General features: G+C 66.7%; 18 protein-coding genes. 9 read left to right on the forward strand and 9 right to left on the reverse strand.

Annotated features, from left to right (window positions below; all coding sequences use genetic code 11):
* Positions 1-59 precede the first annotated feature (59 nt).
* From fghA to frmR, 4 genes are all read right to left on the reverse strand, one after another.
* On the reverse strand, positions 60-890 hold the full coding sequence (fghA, locus tag ACZK2R_RS19515) for an S-formylglutathione hydrolase (RefSeq protein WP_180838626.1): 831 nt from the start codon (positions 888-890) through the stop codon (positions 60-62).
* 63 nt (positions 891-953) lie between these two features.
* Positions 954-1,313, reverse strand: coding sequence for a YqcC family protein (locus ACZK2R_RS19520; protein WP_180838627.1), 360 nt, complete (start codon positions 1,311-1,313; stop codon positions 954-956).
* An 8-nt stretch (positions 1,314-1,321) separates the two neighbouring features.
* Positions 1,322-2,431 carry an S-(hydroxymethyl)glutathione dehydrogenase/class III alcohol dehydrogenase gene (locus tag ACZK2R_RS19525; protein WP_012512082.1) on the reverse strand — a complete coding sequence of 370 codons (1,110 nt, stop codon included), beginning with the start codon at positions 2,429-2,431 and terminating at the stop codon, positions 1,322-1,324.
* A 66-nt stretch (positions 2,432-2,497) separates the two neighbouring features.
* On the reverse strand, positions 2,498-2,773 hold the full coding sequence (gene frmR, locus ACZK2R_RS19530) for a formaldehyde-responsive transcriptional repressor FrmR (RefSeq protein ID WP_005411009.1): 276 nt from the start codon (positions 2,771-2,773) through the stop codon (positions 2,498-2,500).
* Positions 2,774-2,985: 212 nt separating this feature from the next.
* Between frmR and ACZK2R_RS19535 the strand changes: the two genes are divergently transcribed.
* Positions 2,986-6,075: a TonB-dependent receptor domain-containing protein gene (locus tag ACZK2R_RS19535; RefSeq protein ID WP_121504397.1), complete on the forward strand. Its 3,090-nt coding sequence runs from the start codon at positions 2,986-2,988 to the stop codon at positions 6,073-6,075.
* A 47-nt stretch (positions 6,076-6,122) separates the two neighbouring features.
* Here the strand turns inward: ACZK2R_RS19535 and ACZK2R_RS19540 are convergent, their stop codons facing one another.
* Complete coding sequence (locus ACZK2R_RS19540) at positions 6,123-7,028, reverse strand: LysR family transcriptional regulator (RefSeq protein WP_180838628.1); 906 nt, start codon at positions 7,026-7,028, stop codon at positions 6,123-6,125.
* A gap of 130 nt (positions 7,029-7,158) precedes the next feature.
* Between ACZK2R_RS19540 and ACZK2R_RS19545 the strand changes: the two genes are divergently transcribed.
* Both ACZK2R_RS19545 and ACZK2R_RS19550 read left to right on the forward strand, forming a co-directional pair.
* Positions 7,159-8,262, forward strand: coding sequence for an alkene reductase (locus ACZK2R_RS19545; RefSeq protein ID WP_180838629.1), 1,104 nt, complete (start codon positions 7,159-7,161; stop codon positions 8,260-8,262).
* 59 nt (positions 8,263-8,321) lie between these two features.
* Entirely contained in the window at positions 8,322-8,738 is a 417-nt protein-coding gene (locus ACZK2R_RS19550) for a VOC family protein (protein WP_180838630.1), read from the forward strand.
* Between the two features lie 12 nt (positions 8,739-8,750).
* Here ACZK2R_RS19550 and ACZK2R_RS19555 read toward each other — a convergent pair whose 3' ends face one another.
* Positions 8,751-9,446, reverse strand: a complete 696-nt coding sequence (locus ACZK2R_RS19555) for a DAPG hydrolase family protein (protein ID WP_180838631.1) — start codon at positions 9,444-9,446, stop codon at positions 8,751-8,753.
* 75 nt (positions 9,447-9,521) lie between these two features.
* Here ACZK2R_RS19555 and ACZK2R_RS19560 point away from each other — a divergent pair, with 75 nt between their 5' ends.
* A complete protein-coding gene (locus ACZK2R_RS19560; RefSeq protein ID WP_180838632.1) occupies positions 9,522-10,184 on the forward strand; it encodes a TetR/AcrR family transcriptional regulator in 663 nt (220 codons plus the stop codon).
* Between the two features lie 51 nt (positions 10,185-10,235).
* Here the strand turns inward: ACZK2R_RS19560 and ACZK2R_RS19565 are convergent, their stop codons facing one another.
* Together ACZK2R_RS19565 and ACZK2R_RS19570 are read right to left on the reverse strand one after the other, a co-directional pair.
* Positions 10,236-10,898 (reverse strand): SMI1/KNR4 family protein, encoded by a 663-nt coding sequence (locus tag ACZK2R_RS19565; protein ID WP_258015830.1) that lies wholly within the window; start codon positions 10,896-10,898, stop codon positions 10,236-10,238.
* Positions 10,899-11,027: 129 nt separating this feature from the next.
* Positions 11,028-11,912 carry a LysR family transcriptional regulator gene (locus ACZK2R_RS19570; protein ID WP_478487535.1) on the reverse strand — a complete coding sequence of 295 codons (885 nt, stop codon included), beginning with the start codon at positions 11,910-11,912 and terminating at the stop codon, positions 11,028-11,030.
* A 107-nt stretch (positions 11,913-12,019) separates the two neighbouring features.
* Between ACZK2R_RS19570 and ACZK2R_RS19575 the strand changes: the two genes are divergently transcribed.
* The 3 genes from ACZK2R_RS19575 (at position 12,020) to ACZK2R_RS19585 (ending at position 15,079) form a co-directional block, all read left to right on the forward strand.
* Positions 12,020-13,078 carry an NAD(P)-dependent alcohol dehydrogenase gene (locus ACZK2R_RS19575; protein WP_032129891.1) on the forward strand — a complete coding sequence of 353 codons (1,059 nt, stop codon included), beginning with the start codon at positions 12,020-12,022 and terminating at the stop codon, positions 13,076-13,078.
* Between the two features lie 116 nt (positions 13,079-13,194).
* Positions 13,195-14,451, forward strand: a complete 1,257-nt coding sequence (locus ACZK2R_RS19580; protein WP_180838635.1) for an NnrS family protein — start codon at positions 13,195-13,197, stop codon at positions 14,449-14,451.
* Positions 14,452-14,482: 31 nt separating this feature from the next.
* Complete coding sequence (locus ACZK2R_RS19585; RefSeq protein ID WP_239669743.1) at positions 14,483-15,079, forward strand: GrpB family protein; 597 nt, start codon at positions 14,483-14,485, stop codon at positions 15,077-15,079.
* Positions 15,080-15,124: 45 nt separating this feature from the next.
* Here the strand turns inward: ACZK2R_RS19585 and ACZK2R_RS19590 are convergent, their stop codons facing one another.
* Positions 15,125-16,489: a glutamate--cysteine ligase gene (locus tag ACZK2R_RS19590; RefSeq protein ID WP_032129893.1), complete on the reverse strand. Its 1,365-nt coding sequence runs from the start codon at positions 16,487-16,489 to the stop codon at positions 15,125-15,127.
* Between the two features lie 152 nt (positions 16,490-16,641).
* On the opposite strand from ACZK2R_RS19590, the gene ACZK2R_RS19595 reads away from it, so the two are divergent.
* Positions 16,642-17,346, forward strand: coding sequence for a VIT1/CCC1 transporter family protein (locus ACZK2R_RS19595; RefSeq protein ID WP_032129894.1), 705 nt, complete (start codon positions 16,642-16,644; stop codon positions 17,344-17,346).
* The gene (locus tag ACZK2R_RS19600; RefSeq protein ID WP_049400270.1) at positions 17,343-18,167 is read left to right on the forward strand and encodes a helix-turn-helix transcriptional regulator; all 825 of its coding nucleotides are present in this window, start codon (positions 17,343-17,345) and stop codon (positions 18,165-18,167) included. The genes ACZK2R_RS19595 and ACZK2R_RS19600 overlap by 4 nt, the downstream gene beginning before the upstream one ends.
* Positions 18,168-18,509: the final 342 nt, after the last annotated feature.

Below are 18,509 nucleotides of genomic sequence, written 5' to 3' on the forward strand. Positions count from 1 at the left end.
TCCCGGGGAATCACAGGGCTGCAGGTTGCCGGCCAGCGGCCGGCACAACCGGAAAGCCGTCAGCCGTGCAGGGCGCGGGCGTGGTGGGCGATGTGCTCGCCGATGAAACTGGCGATGAAGTAGTAGCTGTGGTCGTAGCCCGGCTGCAGGCGCAGGGTCAGCGGATGGCCGGCGGCATCACAGGCCTGCTGCAGGCGCTGCGGTTGCAGCTGGGTCTGCAGGAATTCGTCCGCCTGGCCCTGGTCGACCAGCAACGGCAGGCGCTCAGTGGCCACGGCGACCAGTTCGCTGGCATCCCACTGCGCCCAGTCCGCCGGGTTGTCGCCCAGGTAGGCGTGGAAGGCCTTCTGCCCCCACGGCACGTGGCTGGGCGCAACGATCGGCGAGAACGCCGACACGCTGCGGTAGCGCCCCGGGTTGCGCAGCGCGATCACCAGCGCACCGTGACCGCCCATCGAGTGGCCGCTGATGCCGCGCGCATCGGTGACCGGGAAATTCGCCTCGATCAGTGCCGGCAGTTCCTGCGCCACGTAGTCGTGCATGCGGTAGTGCTTCGCCCACGGTGCACGGGTGGCATTGAGGTAGAACCCCGCCCCCTTGCCCAGGTCATAGCCCTCGGCATCGGCCACGTCATCGCCGCGTGGGCTGGTATCGGGCGCGACGATGATCACGCCATGCTCGGCCGCGTAGCGCTGCGCGCCCGCCTTGGTGATGACGTTCTGCTCGGTGCAGGTCAGCCCGCTCAGCCAGTAAAGCACCGGCAGTTTCTGCGTTTCCGCCTGCGGCGGCAGGTACACGGCGAACTGCATGTCGCAGCCCAGCGTGGTGGAATGATGGCGGTAGACGTCCTGCCATCCGCCGAAACAGGCGCGGTGTTCAATGCGTTCCATGGTGCTCTCCTGCGCGGCGCGTCAGCGCACGCGTGCTTCTGGTAGATGCCGACCTTGGTCGGCTTATCCAAGCGCGGCGTGGATGCCTTTGTTGATCCGTTCATCCAGCTGCGCCAGCAGGCGCAGCAACGATTCGACGCCAGGCTGGCCATCAAGATTGCGCCAGGCCGCCACGGCCACATCGCTGCGCGGCGGCCACTGTCCGGCTGCGCGCGCCTCATGAAGGCGCGGCAGGAATACCTGCGCAAGCCACTGCTCGAACGGCATGCCATCGTCGCTGCCGAAGGCCGAGGTCACCGCACGCGGTGGCCCCACCTCCCCCACTACCCAGCCCAGCGCACGCAACGCCTGCTCGATCGGAGCCACCAGGGCCGCGCGCGGGTCTTCCGCACGCGGCCGGCGCAGAGCATCCAGCCAGCCCATGACGCGGCTCAGTAGTGGACCACCGAACGGATCGACTTGCCTTCGTGCATCAGGTCGAAGGCTTCGTTGATCTTGTCCAGGTCCATGGTGTGGGTGACGAACGGTGCCAGTTCGATATCGCCCTTCATCGCGTCCTCCACCATGCCCGGCAACTGGCTGCGGCCCTTCACGCCGCCGAAGGCGGTGCCCATCCACTTGCGCCCGGTCACCAGCTGGAACGGACGGGTGGAGATCTCCTGGCCGGAACCGGCCACGCCGATCACCACGCTCTGGCCCCAGCCACGGTGCGCGCATTCCAGCGCCGCGCGCATCACGTTGACGTTGCCGATGCACTCGAAGCTGTGGTCCACGCCCCAGGTGGTCATCTCGACGATGACCTGCTGGATCGGCTTGTCGTAGTCCTTCGGGTTGATGCAGTCGGTGGCGCCGAATTCGCGCGCCAGTTCGAACTTGGACGGGTTGGTGTCCACCGCGATGATGCGGCCGGCCTTGGCCTGGCGCGCACCCTGGATCACCGCCAGGCCGATGCCACCCAGGCCGAACACCGCCACGCTGTCGCCTTCCTGCACCTTGGCGGTGTTGTGCACCGCGCCGATGCCGGTGGTGACGCCACAACCGAGCAGGCAGACGTGCTCCGGGTTCGCGTCCGGATTGATCTTCGCCAGCGAGACTTCGGCCACCACGGTGTACTCGCTGAAGGTCGAGCAACCCATGTAGTGGTACAGCGGCTCGCCGTTGTAGCTGAAGCGGCTGGTGCCGTCGGGCATCACGCCCTTGCCCTGGGTGGCACGCACCGACACGCACAGGTTGGTCTTGCCGCTCTTGCAGAACAGGCACTCGCCACACTCGGCGGTGTACAGCGGAATCACGTGGTCGCCGGGCTTGACGCTGGTCACGCCCTCACCGACCTCCACCACGATGCCGGCGCCTTCATGGCCCAGCACCACCGGGAACAGGCCTTCCGGATCATCGCCGGACAGGGTGAAGGCATCGGTGTGGCAGACACCGGTGTGGGTGATCTTGACCAGCACCTCGCCCTTCTTCGGCGGGGCGACGTCGATCTCGACGATCTGCAGCGGCTGGCCGGGACCAAAGGCGACGGCGGCACGGGACTTCATGGTGGCTTCTCCAGGATCAGGCGGAAAGGGAATGGCAGGACGATCGGCGCGATATGGCGCCGATGCTTATTTCAGGTACGAGCGGATCAACGCGCTCATGTCGCGCACGCGTTCGGCGCGTTGTTCGTCTGAGGCAGCGGGTTGCCCGAACTCCTCGCGCAGATGGGCCTCCATCACCTCGGACATCAGGCCATTGACCGCGCCACGGATGGCGGCGATCTGCTGCAGCACCGGCCCGCAGTCGGCACCGGCTTCCAGCGCGCGATCCAGCGCATCGCACTGGCCGCGGATGCGGCGCACGCGGGCCAGGACCTTCTTCTTCTCTTCGGGGGAGTGCGGCATGGCGGGGCCACATCGAAACTATACTGGGGGATAGTATACACAGAGGGGCGAATGAAGCCATCTGGTGCTGCCGAGGCATGCCCCAGGGACAGATCAGCCCAGAATATGAATGAACAATAAATATACTCATTTGTTACTTTTTCATGACGTAGGGTGTCGCATTCGACCCTGCGTTTACCCCTGAGTCACATTGGCGTGACCAGGGAGAAATCATGTACCGACCGTTGTTCGCCCGCAGTCGCTTGTCTGTCGCGCTGGGTTCGGCATTGGTGCTGGTGGCCGCCGCACCGGCCATGGCGCAGCAGGCCGCCACACAGGAACAGAAGGCCGAGCCCGCCAGCAGCAAGACCCCCGTGCAGCTGGACCGGATGACCGTCACCGGCTCGCGCATCTACCGCGCCGGTTTCGACACGCTCGAGCCCGCCGCGGTGGTCAGCCGTGAATCGATCGAGAACTATGGCGACACCAACCTCATCGATGCCCTGACCCGGATTCCCGGGGTCAGTGCCGGCGTCAGTTCGCGCGGCGACCAGGCCGGCTTCGGTGCAGGCGTCAACTTCGCCAGCAAGTTCGGGCTGGGCAGCAATCGCCTGCTGACCCTGGTCAATGGACGCCGCTTCGTCACCTCTACACCGCCCACCATCTTCGGAGCCGGCGGCGGCTCGGGCATCCAGGTCGACATGAACGCCATTCCCAGCGTCATGGTGCAACGCATTGAAAGCCTGAGCGTTGGCGGTGCCCCCACCTATGGCTCGGATGCGATCTCCGGCGTCAACAACATCATCCTGCGCGACCGGTTCGAGGGTGCCGAAGTCGAGCTGGGCTACGGCAGGACCAGCAAGAACGACAACGAGCGCTACTCCTGGTCGGCCATCTTCGGTACCGACTTCGCTGATGGCCGTGGCCACATTGTGGTGGCGGCGGAACTGGACAACGCCGATGGGGTGAACGCGCTGCAACGCGATTTCTACCGCCAGGGCTACAGCCTGCAGGCCAATCCCACGGCGGCCAATGCCACTGCCCAGCCCCTGCGCCGGCCGACCAATGATGGCCGCATCGACGGCAGCATTCCGTTCAACACCGGGCCCCGCGATGGTATCCCCGACCAGGTCTGGATCCGCAACCGGCGCATTGCCAGCATGACCTTCGGTGGCCTGGTGATGCCGGCGACCGGCAGCTACACGCGCAACGGCCTGGGCGACATCCTTGGCTTCGGCCCGAACAAAGACAAACTGTGGCAGTTCAACAACGAGGGCAAGCTGGTCGAGTTCAATCCCGGCACCAGCTACGCGGGCGGCAACGCCTCCGGCGGTGACGGCCTGAACCTGTTCGAGACGGTGCCGCTGATCGCCGACCTCGAACGACGCTCGGTGTTCTCCACCGGCAGCTTCGACTTCACCGACAACGTGCGTGGCTTCTTCGAACTTTCGCGATACGAAGCGACCGCCCGCGAAACCCTCGACCAGAACGTCTACAACGCGGTGTCCTTCGGCAATGCGCGCCTGGACGGCGGCGGTACCGCCAGCGGTGCACTGACCTTCAGCGCCAGCAATCCGTTCCTCAGTGCGGAAACCCGCAAGATCCTCGCCGACAACGGCATCACCTCGTTCCGCCTGTCGCGATCTTCGCGCGACCTGTCGATGAACAACGCCAGCACCGAGACCCGCCTGACCCGTGCGGTGCTCGGCCTGAACGGCTTCTTCGAGGTCGGAAAACGCAGCTTCAACTGGGAAGCCAGCGTCACCCACGGCCGCGGTGACTTCGACTACCTCGGCACCGGCCTGATCCAGCAGAACTTCATCAATGCGATCAACGTCACCACCGACGCCAGCGGGCGCATCATCTGTGATGCCACCCGCCCGGGCACCACGGCCGATGCGAACTGCCGCCCGCTGAATCTGTTCGGCGAGAACCAGGCGTCGCGCGAAGCCCTGGACTATGTCTCCACCCGGACCGTGGCCAAGGCGCAGACCCGCCAGACCGTCATCAATGCGTCGGTATCCGGCGGCCTGTTCGATCTTCCCGGCGGCGAGCTGTCCGCGGCGGCCGGCTTCGAGCACCGCCGCGAAGAAGGCTCCTTCACCCCCAGCGAGTACCAGCGCCTGGGCCAGGGCCGTTCGGTGCCGACCCAGGCGGCCGAGGGCAAGTACCACACCAACGAAGTGTTCGCCGAAGTGCTGGCACCGCTGTTCAATCCCGACTGGGATATCCCGGGCCTGCATCGCCTAGACCTGACCGCCAAGTTCCGCCGCGTCGACAACTCCGTCGCCGGCGCGTTCAATGCGTTCACCTACGGCATCCAGTACGAACCGATCGCCGGCCTGCAGCTGCGCGGCAACAAGACCCAGTCACTACGCGCGCCCTCCATCGCCGAGCTCTACACCACCCAGCAGCCGGCCTACTACAACATCCCGGAAGTGTGCTCGCTGGACAACATCAGCGGCGGCTCAAATCCGGCGGTGCGTCGCCGCAACTGCGAGGCGTTCTTCGCCGCCTACCCGGGTGCCGATCCGAACACCTTCCGCCAGCAGCCGACCAATACGCTGGGTTCGACCAACGGCAGCACCCGCCTGCAGAACGAAACGGCGAAGTCGTGGACGGCCGGCATCGTGTTCGCCCCAGAATGGATCCCGGGCCTGCGCGTCGCTGCCGACTGGTATGACATCAAGATCAACAACGTGATCACGTCGCTGAGCGCCAACGACATCATCACCGGTTGCTTCGACACTGCCGACTTCAACGCCGCCAACGTGCCCAACGCCAACCGCTTCTGCAGCCTGGTGACGCGTGATCCGAACACCGGCGTGGCTACCAGCATCAAGACCGAGTATGGCAACGGCCCGGTGCTGATGTTCCGTGGCTGGACCGCCGAAGTCGGCTACCGTTGGGACCTGTCGCGCTTCGGCGTACTGGACCTGGACTTCTACGGCTACATGCCGAAGAACCGTGGCCAGGCCGCGAACCGGGACGTGCCGTTCGTCGAACAGGCGGGCAGCTTCAACGAGCCCAAGCGCCAGTTCCGTTGGACGGCCCAGCATCGCATCGGCAACTGGAACTACGGCGTGGCCTCCAACTACACCAGCCGCGCCCAGTACACGATGACCGATACCCCGGAAAGCCGTCAGTACTTCTACCGCGACAGCTGGACCACCTGGGACGCCAACGTCACCTACCGCATCACCGACGCCGCGCGCGTGACGTTGTCGGTGATCAACGTGGGCGATGACATCGGGCCGTTCCCGTATGTACTGGATGCACTGGGCCGTCGCTACATGGCCAGCCTGCGCTACAACTTCAAGTAGGCCTGGCGCAGCGTTTCCACAGGCGGGGCCCGGTGTACGGGCCCCGCTCAATCAAACAGACCTTGTTCCGCCAACCGGGTCAGCTCATCCACCACGTAGCGCACCTTCGGCCGCAGGTGGCGCGTCGGTGGCCACAGCGCATGGATGTCGATGTGCCGCTGCATGTGTTCGTCCAGCACCGATTGCAGCACGCCGGAATCGAGATGGCGGCGCACCAGTGAAATGGGCATCTGGCAGATGCCGAGGCCGGCGATGGCCGCTTCGATCACCGCGTCGCCATCGTTGAGTTGATAGGGCGCACTGGGAATGAACGTTCCCTCGTCCTCCTCGCTGCCGATCCGCCACCAGATCGGTTGCCCGTGGCGGAAGCCGACGATGCTGCGGTGCTGCGCCAGTTCCTGCACCGTGCGCGGCACGCCATGCGCCTGCAGGTACGCCGGCGATGCGCAGGTGACCAGGCGCTGGCGCCCCAGCCGGCGCGCGACCAGGTGCTCGGCCTGGTGCAGCCCACCGAAACGGATCAGCAGGTCGATGCCCTCTTCGACCGGATCGACGAAGTGATCGGTGAAGGTCATCGTCAACTGCAGGTCCGGATACTGGCGGCACAACCGCAGCAGCACCGGCAGCACCACCAGCCGCCCGAACGAGGACGGCATGTCAATGCGCAGCCGCCCGCTGGGCAGGCCCGCCGAACCCAGACAGGCCTCGGCCGCGGAGATTTCTTCCAGCGCCGCCGCACAGGAGGCGTAGTACGCCTCGCCATCAGTGGTCAGTGCGATGCGCCGCGTAGTGCGATGGAACAGGCGCACCGCCAGCCGCGCTTCCAGACGGGCGATGGCCTTGCCCACCGCCGAGCGCGAGATGCCCAGCGCGTCTGCCGCCTCGGTGAAGCTGCCCGAGCGTGCGGTCGTGACGAACGTCACCAGGCCATTCAAGGATTCCAGCGGCAGCATCGTTCGCACTCCATTGGGGACAAATAGTCCCGCACCAAGGGAGATCGAAGCGCTTTATGCGCCTGCATGTCAACTCCATCCTGTGTGCATCGCGCCGCTGGCGCCTCTCCCCCGCACCGAGATGACCGACATGACCACCGCCCTCTTCCGCCCGATCGACCTGTCAGGAACCGCCCTGCGCAACCGCATCGCAATGGCGCCGATGACCCGCGCCCGCAATCCCGGCGCGATCGCCAACGCGCTCACCGCGCAGTATTACCGGCAGCGTGCCAGCGCCGGCCTGATCATCAGCGAAGGCACGCCGGTCTCGCCGCAGGGCCAGGGCTACATCGACGTGCCGGGTATCTGGTCGGCCGAGCAGGTGGCCGGGTGGAAGCTCGTCACCGAGGCGGTGCATGCCGCGCAGGGCACGATCTTCGCCCAGCTCTGGCACGTCGGCCGCATGTCGCATGCCTCGCTGCAGCCTGAGGGCGGACAACCGGTCAGCGCCGGTACCCGCCCGGTGGCCAGCGCACCGAAGAACACCTCGTTCGTGTACCTGGACGACGGCAGCCGAGGCCACGCCGATCCCACCCCGGCACGTGCACTGGAGACTGCGGAGATCCCCGGCATCATTGACGACTTCGCACGCGGCGCCGACAACGCCATCGCTGCCGGCTTCGATGGCATCGAACTGCATGCCGCCAACGGCTACCTGTTCGAGCAGTTCCTCAACCCGCTCATCAACGAACGCGAGGACCGCTACGGCGGCTCGCTGCCGAACCGCGCGCGATTGATCCTGGAGACGGTGGATGCGATGGCCCAGCGCATCGGCGCGCACCGAATCGGCGTACGCCTGGCACCGAACAACCTCACCTTCGACATGCCGTTCTACCCCGACAACGAAGCCACCTATCTGTACCTGGCCGAGGAACTGGGCAAGCGCGGGCTGGCCTATGTGCATCTCAACGACAACCTGCAGGCGGGGCAGTCGGTGCTGGGCGAGGCGTTCCTGCAGCAGTTCAAGCAGGTCTACGGTGGCACGTTGATCCTGGCCGGTGGCATGACCCGCGAACGCGCCCTGCAGCTGGTCGAGGCCGGCACCATCGACCTGGCCGCATTCGGCCAGCCGTTCATCGCCAACCCGGATCTGGTCGAACGCCTGCAGCACAACGTCGCGCTGGCCACGCCCGACCGCAATACCTATTACGGTGGCGGCGAGGCAGGCTACCTCGACTACCCGCGCGCGCAGTAGAGCCACGCGATGCGTGGATGCGGGCGTACACTGCTCACCCGCATCCACTGGATCTGCCCATGGATACGCCCACCGCATCGTTCATCGTCAACCTCGATGTCCCCGATCTTGCCGCTGCCGAGGACTTCTACATCCGAGTCTTCGGCCTGCGCATCGGGCGCCGTCTAGGCCCAGGCGCCGTGGAGCTGCTCGGTGGGCCAACGCCGCTGTACCTGCTGCAGAACGAGGCCGGCAGCGCCGCCACCGATGATGGCGACGTGCGCGACTACGAGCGCCATTGGACGCCGCTGCACCTGGACTGGGTGGTGGATGACATCGAGGCGGCACTGGCACGTGCGGTTGCGGCCGGGGCGACGCTTGAGCAGTCCGTGCGCGAGCGCCGCTGGGGGCGCATCGCCGTGCTGGCCGATCCGTTCGGCCACGGCTTCTGCCTGATCCAGTTCAGTGGCGAAGGCTACGACGCGCTGGCCGAGTGACCGGCGCATCGTTCACCACGGCAACGGCGCCACTTCACCGTTGGCGCGCTCGCCGTAGTACAGCGACGGCAGCAGGCGCGAGAGGAAACTGAACTCCGTGTAGCAATGCCTGAGCAGGCCCAGGCCGACCGCATCGTCGGCATCGCGCTGCGGATCGGTGCTGTCCAGGCCAAGCACGAAGCGGCTGCGCAGCACGCAGCCAAACGGCGTATCGCGCGCGACATGCAGCATCTGCCCGTCGCAGGGATCACCGTTTGCATCCAGGCGTACGTGGTCACCGAAGCCGATGCGCGCGGCGATCACTGCCGATACATCGCCTGCATCCTGTGCCACCTGCAGGCGCTCGGGCACCAGCAACGTGCGCGGGTCATGGAACTTCAAACGCGCCGCCACCGGCGGAATATCGGCCAGCGATTCCACCGCGTGGATGCTGGCACCGTGGTAGCTGCGTCCGCGCTGCCAGGCCGCGTCCCAGCCGCGATGCTCGACATGATCGACCGGATGCCACCAGCGGATGTGCTGTGTGGTCTCGAAGAAGGTGAACCACCAGTCCAGCATGCGGCCCTTGCAACCGTGCAGATCGGTACGCACCGCCACCAGCAGGGTGCCATCTTCGCGGCGCTGGATGCCGGTTTCCAAGCGCATCGGTGCGGGGTCGAGCAGATCGTGGTGGTCCAGCCAGGCGCGGGCGTTCACAGCGGTATCCATCGGGGTCTCCTGCATGTCGGGAGACCCGACAATACGGAAACGCTCTTCGTTTCGCAATTATCCGAATGCGGTAAGATGGGCGCAATGAACAGCACCACCCTGCCCGAGCCACCCTCACCAATCCGCCGCCGCGGCCGCCCTGCGCGGCCGGAAGCCGAAGTCCGCCACGCCGTGCTGCAGGCCACGCTGGAGCTGCTGCTGGCACAGGGTTACGAGGCCACCACCATCGAAGCGGTGGCGGCGCACGCCGGGGTAGCGAAGAAGACCGTGTACCGCCACGCCAGCAACCGCGAAGAACTGGTCGGGTTGGCCGTGCGCGAGTGGACCGACGGCTTCGCGCCGCAGTTGCAGCGCGATGCGCACGACGCCGATGAGGTGATGCCGTTGCTGCGGGCCATCCTGCACGCGGTGTGCGCGCAGGCACTGTCGGCGCAGGCAGTGCAGGTATTCCGCCTGCTGGCCACCGACTTTCCCGGCAAGGACGCGCTGCTGCAGGCCTATCTGGACAATGGCATCGAACGCGGCCGTGCGCTGCTGGCCGACTGGCTGGCGCGTCAGCAGCAGCGCGGGCTGCTGCGCGAGGGAGATGCCGCGTGCATGGCACGGCTGATCCTGGCGATGGCCGTGGCCGAGCCGCTGCGCGAACGCGTGATCGGTATGGTGGCCGAGGATGCGCCGGTAGAGGTGCATCTGCGTGATTGCCTGGAATTGTTGGCACCCGTACTGCAGGTGCCGTAGCCGGCCGCATCCACGCATGGCGAGGTTCTACCGGCAGCGCTTCGGATCAGGTCACGCCTGCACGTAGGGCATTTCGCTGTCGATACCGTCGAACGCGATCAGCTGCAGCAGCGGCTGCACGTCCTCGTCACTGATCTCACCCGCAGTGATGTCATCCACGCGTGCATACAATGCCTCCAGCGCCGCTACCTGGTCCCCTCGCAGCCAGCCACGATGGGTACCGAGCCAAGCCTGCAGATTGGTTCCGATATCGCCCTCCGAAAGCAGCGACTCCTCTTCCTCCAGCTCCACCACCGCTTCGGCCATCTTGCGGAACAGGAAGTCCTGGAAGTTCGCGGCCAGCAGATCGGCGCGATCATCGTCATGCCAGACCAGCAGCACCGGCGACTCGCTGGAACCCGGTGCATTGGTCCAGAAACAGTAATGATCACCCGCGCCGGTGCGCGCGAACGGCAGCAGTTTCAGGTCATCGCGCAGCGGGTTGTAATGATCTTCGGCAGTCAGATCTTCCCACGCTGCGCGCAGTTCGCTCGGCTCGATCGGTTCATAGTCGTTGGCATACAGCAGTACCGGCGGCTGCGGCTGCACCTGCGGGAACACCGTGCGGTACCAGTTCGGGCCCTGCTCGCCCCAGCTGAAACGGTTGTCTTCCACCAGCTGGCGGAACAACGGCGGGAAGGTCTGGCCGGAAGCCTGTTCGAGATCGGCGAGCATGCTCAATGACGTCCTTTTGTTGAGAAGACTCACTCTAGCGGGTGAACGCCATCCCCGCATGGCGCGGATCCACTCGGAAAGCTCTCGTTGGAGCCGGTCATTGGACGGCACTGCGCCATCCACCGCGATTCACTCGCGCAGCATATCCACGAACGCACGCAGCGCACCGGGCATCTGCCGCTGCTTCGGGTAGTACAGCGCGAAGCCGGCGAACGGCTCGCTCCAGTCTTCCAGCACCGCCACCATCTGCCCCAATTCGATGTAGGGCCGCGCGGTGTCTTCCAGCACGTAGGCCAGGCCGATGCCATCGAGTACCGCGCCGACCACGGTGCCCTGCTCGCCCAGCGTCAGCCGTCCGGGCACGTCGATCTCCAGCGCCTGCCCACCGCGCTCGAACTGCCACTTGTACAGATGCCCGCTGGCGAAGCGGAAGCGGATGCATTCGTGTGCAGCGAGATCGCGCGGATGCTGTGGCGCGGGATGCCGCCGCAGATACTCCGGCGATCCGACAATCAGCCCGCGCAGTGGTGGCCCCATCGGCACTGCCACCATGTCCTCGGGTACGAACTCGTGCAGGCGCACGCCGGCGTCGTAGCCCTCGGCGACGATGTCGACCAGGCCGTCGTTCTCGGTCAGCTCCACCCGCACGTCGGGATGGGCGTGCAGGAAGCGCGCCAGCCGTGGTCCCAGCTGTGTCGCCACCGCCGCACGGGTGGCATTGATGCGCAGCAGGCCGGCCGGTGCGGCACGGAACTGGTTCATCTCCTCCAACGCATCGTGCACCTGCCCCAAGGCCGGCTGCAGGCGCTCCAGCAGGCGCTGCCCGGCCTCGGTCAGGGCCACGCTGCGGGTGGTGCGATGGAACAGGCCCACCCCCAACCGTTCTTCCAGCGCGCGGATCGCATAACTCACCGCCGAGGTCGACAGCGCCAGCTCGGCGCCGGCACGGCGGAAGCTGCGGTGGCGGGCGACTGCGGCGAACGCGGCCAGGTGGGAGAGATTGTCAGTGGCCATGATTGTGCAGTTTCACTTGATGAATCATGCCGATATCCGGGCTTTTTGCCACTGGGTACGGGGCGTATTGTAAAGCGCCTTTCGACAAACCCTGCCAAGGATTCCCCATGTCCCTCGCCCGTGGTTACGCCGCCCATTCACATACCGACCCGCTGATCCCCTACGAGTTCGAACGCCGCGCCGTCGGCCCGGACGATGTACGTATCGAGATCCTCTACAGCGGCATCTGCCACTCCGACCTGCACCAGGCCCGCGACGACTGGGGTGGCTCGATCTACCCGATGGTGCCGGGCCACGAGATCATCGGCCGCGTCACCGAGGTCGGCAGCAACGTCACCCGCTTCAAGGTGGGCGACCACGCCGGCGTGGGCTGCATGGTCGACTCGTGCCGCCACTGCGACGCCTGCGAGCACGACCTGGAGCAGTACTGCGCCGAAGGCGCGACCTGGACCTACAACGGCCGTGAACGCGAAAGCGGCGCGCCGACCTACGGTGGCTATTCCGACCACGTGGTGGTCGAGCAGCGCTTCGTGGTGAAGGTGTCCGAAACGCTGGACCTGAAGGCCGCCGCCCCGCTGCTGTGCGCCGGCATCACCACCTGGTCGCCGCTGCGCCACTGGAAGGTCGGCCCGGGCCAGAAGGTCGGCGTGATCGGCCTCGGTGGCCTCGGCCACATGGGCGTGAAGTTCGCCAAGGCCCTCGGCGCGCACGTGGTGATGATCACCACCACGCCGGAAAAGGGTGCCGATGCCAAGCGCCTGGGCGCCGATGAAGTGCTGGTCTCGCGCGATGCCGCGCAGATGAAGGCGCACGCCGGCAGCTTCGACTTCCTGCTCAACACCATCCCGGTTGGCCATGACACCAACCCGTACATGGGCCTGCTCAAGCGCGAGGCCACCATGTGCCTGGTCGGCGTGCTGACCGAACTGGATCCGCCGCTGACCGGCGGCAGCGTGATCTTCGGCCGCAAGCACCTGACCGGCTCGGCGATCGGCGGCATGGCCGAAACCCAGGAAATGATGGATTTCTGCGCTGAGCACGGCATCGTCAGCGATGTCGAGATGATCGACATCAAGAACGTCAACGAAGCCTGGGAGCGCATGGCGAAGAACGATGTGCGCTACCGCTTCGTGATCGACATGGCGACGATGAAGAACGCCGCCTGATCGATCGGCGACTGTGAACGAAGAACCCCGGCACTGCCGGGGTTTCTTGTTTGCGTTGCACGGCCCGTCCGCCGGGCCATGCCCGGCGAGCGAAGCGGTTGCCTCCCTCCTTGGGCATGACGAAGATCAAGGACCCGGCCACCAGCCGGGCGCAGACTCGCTGCATGGCCCGCCTGCCCTCCCCTGCGATGCTGATGCGCGCGCCGCACCGGCTGCTGTTCTTCATCGGCGCCAGCAACCTGCTGCTGGCAATGCTGTGGTGGGCGTTGTGGCTGGGCGCATTGCGCGGGTTGTGGACGCCGCAGCCACCGCCGCTGCCTCCGGCCTGGCTGCACGCGCTGCTGATGCAGTACCTGGTACTGCCCAGTTTCATCTTCGGCTTCCTGCTCACCGTGTTCCCGCGCTGGCTGGCACAGCCGGAGCTGCCACGCAGCCGTTATGCGCCGGTCGGCATCGGCCTGTTTGGTGGGCAGGCGTTGCTGATTGCCGCCGCCTGCGGGTGGACACCCGGGCTGTGGCCCGGCCTGCTGCTGGCACTGGCCGGCTGGAGCGCCGGACTGATCGTGCTGGGACGCGTGCTCAAGGCCGCCGGTCCCAACCGCAACTGGCATGCGCGCGCCTGCTATGCCGCACTGCTGCTGGGCTGGCTGGGGCTGCTGCTGTTCATGGCGGTGGGGCGCGGCCACGCCACGCTGATGCCGGTCACGGTGGCACTCGGCACCTTCGGCCTGCTGCTGCCGGTCTACCTCACCGTCGCGCACCGGATGATCCCGTTCTTCGCCAACAACGTGGTGGATGGCTATGTGGCGTGGCGCCCGCTGCGCTGGTTGGCTGCGATGTGGGCGCTGCTGATGCTGCGCCTGCTGTTGAGCGCGTTGCAGATCGACCACCTGCTGTGGCTGGCCGATGCGCCGCTGCTGATGTTGTCGCTGCAGGCGCTATGGCACTGGTGGCCACGCGGGCCGATGCCGGGCCTGCTCGCGGCCCTGTTCCTGGCACTGGCGTGGCTGCCGATCAGCTTCGCGTTGTATCTGCTGCAGGACATCGGCCAGATGCTGGGCCATCCGCAACTGCTCGGCCGCGCGCCGCTGCATGCCCTCGCCGTGGGCCTGTTCGGCAGCCTGCTGGTGGCGATGGTGACCCGGGTCACCCAGGGCCATTCCGGCCGACCGCTGGTGATGCCGGCAGTGGCCTGGTTTGCGTTCGTCGCGCTGCAGGCGGTGGCGATCATGCGCATCGCTGCCGAACTGATGCCCGACGCCCATGCGTGGCATTTCGCCGCAGCCATCGGCTGGTTGCTGGCCTTGGCACCGTGGGTGGCGCGGCTGGGCTGGATCTACCTGTGCCCACGGCGCGACGGCAAGCCGGGCTGACATCACCGCTGGGCATGGCACCATGGTGGGCATGTCCGATATCCCGTTCGATCCCACCGCAATCACCACCTTCGCCGATGGCGACCCTGAGGAGAATCCCTGGGTTCTCGGCGCGCCGCAGCCGGAAGCGCTGCAGGTGGTGCCCTGGTCCACGCTGTGGGCCGACCAGTTCGAGCAGCAGCGCACGCAGCTGCAGGCGACACTCGGCAACACCGCGCTGGGCATTGAACATGTCGGCTCCACCGCGGTGCCGGGCCTGCCGGCCAAACCGGTACTGGACATCGACCTGCTGGTTGCCGATCCCGCCGACGAAGCGGCCTGGCTGCCAGCGCTGCAGGCACTGGGCTACGTGCTTACCATCCGCGAACCCTCGTGGTACCAGCACCGCATGCTGCGACTGGACGTGCCGCGCGTGAACCTGCACGTGTTCGCACCTGGTTGCGCCGAGCACCTCCGCCACTGCTTGTTCCGCGATTGGCTGCGCAGCCATGAAGATGACCGCAGGCGCTATGCACAGGCCAAGCAGGCAGCACTGCAGGGCAATGCCAACGTGCAGGCCTACAACCGCAGCAAGCAGGATGTGGTTCGCGGCATCTACGCGCGCCTGTTCGCAGCGCGCGGGTGGTGACGCAACGGCAGGTGCCGGCCCCGGTTGGCACCCGCCGGAACAGTGTCAGTACGCGAACTCGCGGAACACCGGATCGACGTCGCCGTGCCAGCGGCCATGGAACAGCGCCAGCTTGCGTTCGGCCGGGGTCAGGCCGGACTCGACGATCTCCTGCAGCACGTCCAGGAACTTGCTCTCGTCCTGGCCGTCGGCATTGCGCGCCGCGCGGCGCTTGAGGCCTTCGACGGAAATCTTCACCGCTTCACGGGCCAGGTCGCGCACGCTGCCAGTGCGGAACGGCAGGTTCATCGCATGCTTCGGCACGCCGTCGCGCAGTGCATGGCGCTCGGCCAGGGTGAAATCCCGTACCAGGTCCCAGGCCGCATCCAGTGCGGTGTCGTCGTACAACAGGCCCACCCAGAATGCCGGCAGCGCACACAGGCGGCTCCACGGGCCACCGTCGGCACCGCGCATTTCCAGATACTTCTTCAGGCGCACTTCCGGGAACGCGGTGGTCATGTGGTCCGACCAGTCGCGCAGCGTCGGCAGCGCGCCCGGCAGCACCGGCAGCTTGGCCTGCATGAAATCGCGGAAGCTCTGCCCGCTGGCGTCGTGGTAGATGCCATCGCGGTAGGAGAAATACATCGGCACGTCGAGCAGGTAATCGACATAGCGCTCGTAACCGAAGCCATCCTCGAACACGAAGTCGAGCATGCCGGTGCGGTCGGCGTCGGTGTCGGTCCAGATGTGCGAGCGGTAGCTCAGGTAGCCGTTCGGCTTGCCTTCGGTGAACGGCGAATCGGCGAATAGCGCGGTGGCGATCGGCTGCAGCGCCAGCGACACGCGGAACTTCTTCACCATGTCCGCTTCGGTGGCGTAATCCAGGTTCACCTGCACCGTGCAGGTGCGGGTCATCATGTCCAGGCCCAGCGAGCCGACCTTGGGCATGTAGGCGCGCATGATCTTGTAGCGGCCCTTCGGCATCCACGGCATCTCATCGCGCTTCCACTTCGGCTGGAAGCCCATGCCGAGGAAGCCGAGCTGCAGCTCACCTGCCACCTGTGCCACTTCGTTGAGATGGGTGCCGGTCTCCACGCAGGTCTGGTGGATGGTCTCCAGCGCCGCGCCGGACAGTTCCAACTGGCCCGCCGGTTCCAGCGTGACCGAGGCACCATCGCGCAGCAGGGCGATCGTGTTGCCGTTCTCCTGCACCGGCTCCCAGCCGAAGCGGACCAGGCCGTTGAGCAGTGCCTCAATGCCGCGCTCGCCCTCGAAGGTCGGCGGGCGCAGGTCATCCAGGCGGAACCCGAACTTCTCGTGCTCGGTGCCGATGCGCCACTGCGCGCGGGGTTTCTCGCCGGAGGCGATCACCTCCACCAGCTGCGAGCGGTCGGTAATGGGTGTATCGGCGACGTGGCTGGGGCTCGACAAGGGGAAGGCTCGCTGGACAGTGGCGGGGGATGTGGGGCCCGGGGCCTTCCATCGCAAGGGCGCACTATAGCGTGGCGACCCGTTGCGTCATGCGACGGAGACGGTTTTCAGCATCCTACCGACGCCCTCTTGACCCTCGTACACTCGGGGCCATGAGCCGCCATTCACGACACCCCGAACTGCACCGCTCCGAGCGCGTCGGCTGGCTGCGTGCCGCCGTGCTGGGGGCCAACGATGGCATCGTCTCGGTGGCCGGCCTGGTGGTCGGCGTGGCCGCCAGCGGCGCCTCCGCGGCGACCATTCTGGCCACCGGCGTGGCTGGCACCGTGGCCGGCGCGATGTCGATGGCCGCTGGAGAGTATGTCTCCGTGCAGACCCAGGCCGACACCGAAGATGCCGACCTGGCGATGGAAAAGCGCGAACTGCACGAAGATCCGCACAGCGAGCTGGAAGAGCTGGCCGCGATCTACCGCCACCGCGGCCTGGAGCCGGCGCTGGCGCGGCAGGTGGCCGAGCAGCTCACCGCCCACGACGCACTGGGCGCCCACGCCCGCGACGAGCTGGGCATCACCGATACCCTGCGCGCGCGCCCGCTGCAGGCAGCGCTGGCCTCGGCCGGCGCCTTCACCTGTGGTGCGGCACTGCCGGTGCTGACCGCGCTGCTCGCGCCGGTCGACAAGGTCGCGATGATGACCACCGCCAGCACCCTGCTCGGCCTGTGCCTGACCGGCGCGATGGCGGCCCAGGCCGGCGGCGCACCGCCGGTACGCGGCGCGATCCGGGTGATGTTCTGGGGCGCGTTGGCGATGGCCGCGGCCGCCGGCGTCGGTCGCCTGCTCGGCGCACACGTGACATGACCGCCATGCTGCCCCCGGCCACCGCACTGCTGGCCGAGATGGCCAGTCTGGCAGGCTGTGAGCGCGCCGAAGGCTATGCCTGCATCACCGCCCGTCGCGAGCATGGCGCCAGCTCGGTGGAGATTCCGCAACCGCAGTTCGCGATCCTGCTGGAGGGCCGCAAGCAGGTGCGCACCGCGCACCAGTCGCTGGAATTCATCCCCGGCGACATCCTGCTGCTGACCCAGCGCTGCCGGATCGATGTGGTCAACACGCCCGACCCGGGGACCGGCCGCTACCTCAGTGCCATCGTGCCGCTGTGTGCCGAAGTGCTGGCGGCCGCACGCACGCTGTGGAGCGAGGACCTTCCCGCCCCTGGCCAGGCGATGGCACGTCTGCCGTTGATCGACCATGGCCCGGTGCTGCGGCAGTGGCGGCAATCGCTGCAGGACGGCCGCTACAGCGAGGCACGATTGGCCCTGGCCTCGCTGGTGCTGACCCTGTGCCGGCAGGGCCACGGCAACCTGCTGCTGCCGCAGGCGCCGAGCCTGGGCGAACAGATCCGCGACCGCATCGCCGCCGAACCGGCACGCGACTGGCAATCGCGTGATGTGGAAGAACAGTTCGCGCTGAGCGGTGCGACCCTGCGTCGTCGTCTCGCCGCCGAGGACACCAGCCTGCGCCAGCTGCTCACCGAGGCCAGGCTGGCGCATGGCATGCAGCTGCTCTACACCACGGACCTGCCATTGAAGACCGTCGCAGCACGCGCGGGCTACCGGTCTGCGGCGAGTTTCAGCAAGCGCTTCGCCGAGCAGTACGGACTGGCTCCCACAGACATTTGAGGGGGTTCGGCAGGGCTGCGCCCTGCACCCACAGAGGCAACGGCAACGGCCGAGGCAACAGCAACAGCGGCTATCCGAGGGATGGCGGGGCGGTGTCGGAGTGCGGGGACGCTGCAAGTACGTCCCTGTAAGCTTGGCAGCCGCATCCATGCGGCTGACACCCCGCACTCCGACACCGCCCCACCTCCGACAGATCTCCGCGGCTGTTGGTAGGTGTCGACCTTGGTCGACACCTCTGTCAGATATCGAATGAGTCATCCACGCATGGCGTGGATCTACTGTGTCGACCAAGGTCGACACCCACCAGAGCAGTTTGCCGTTCCGACAGATCGCAGAAAACTG

Source organism: Stenotrophomonas sp. 96582_Sma, from assembly GCF_056480905.1.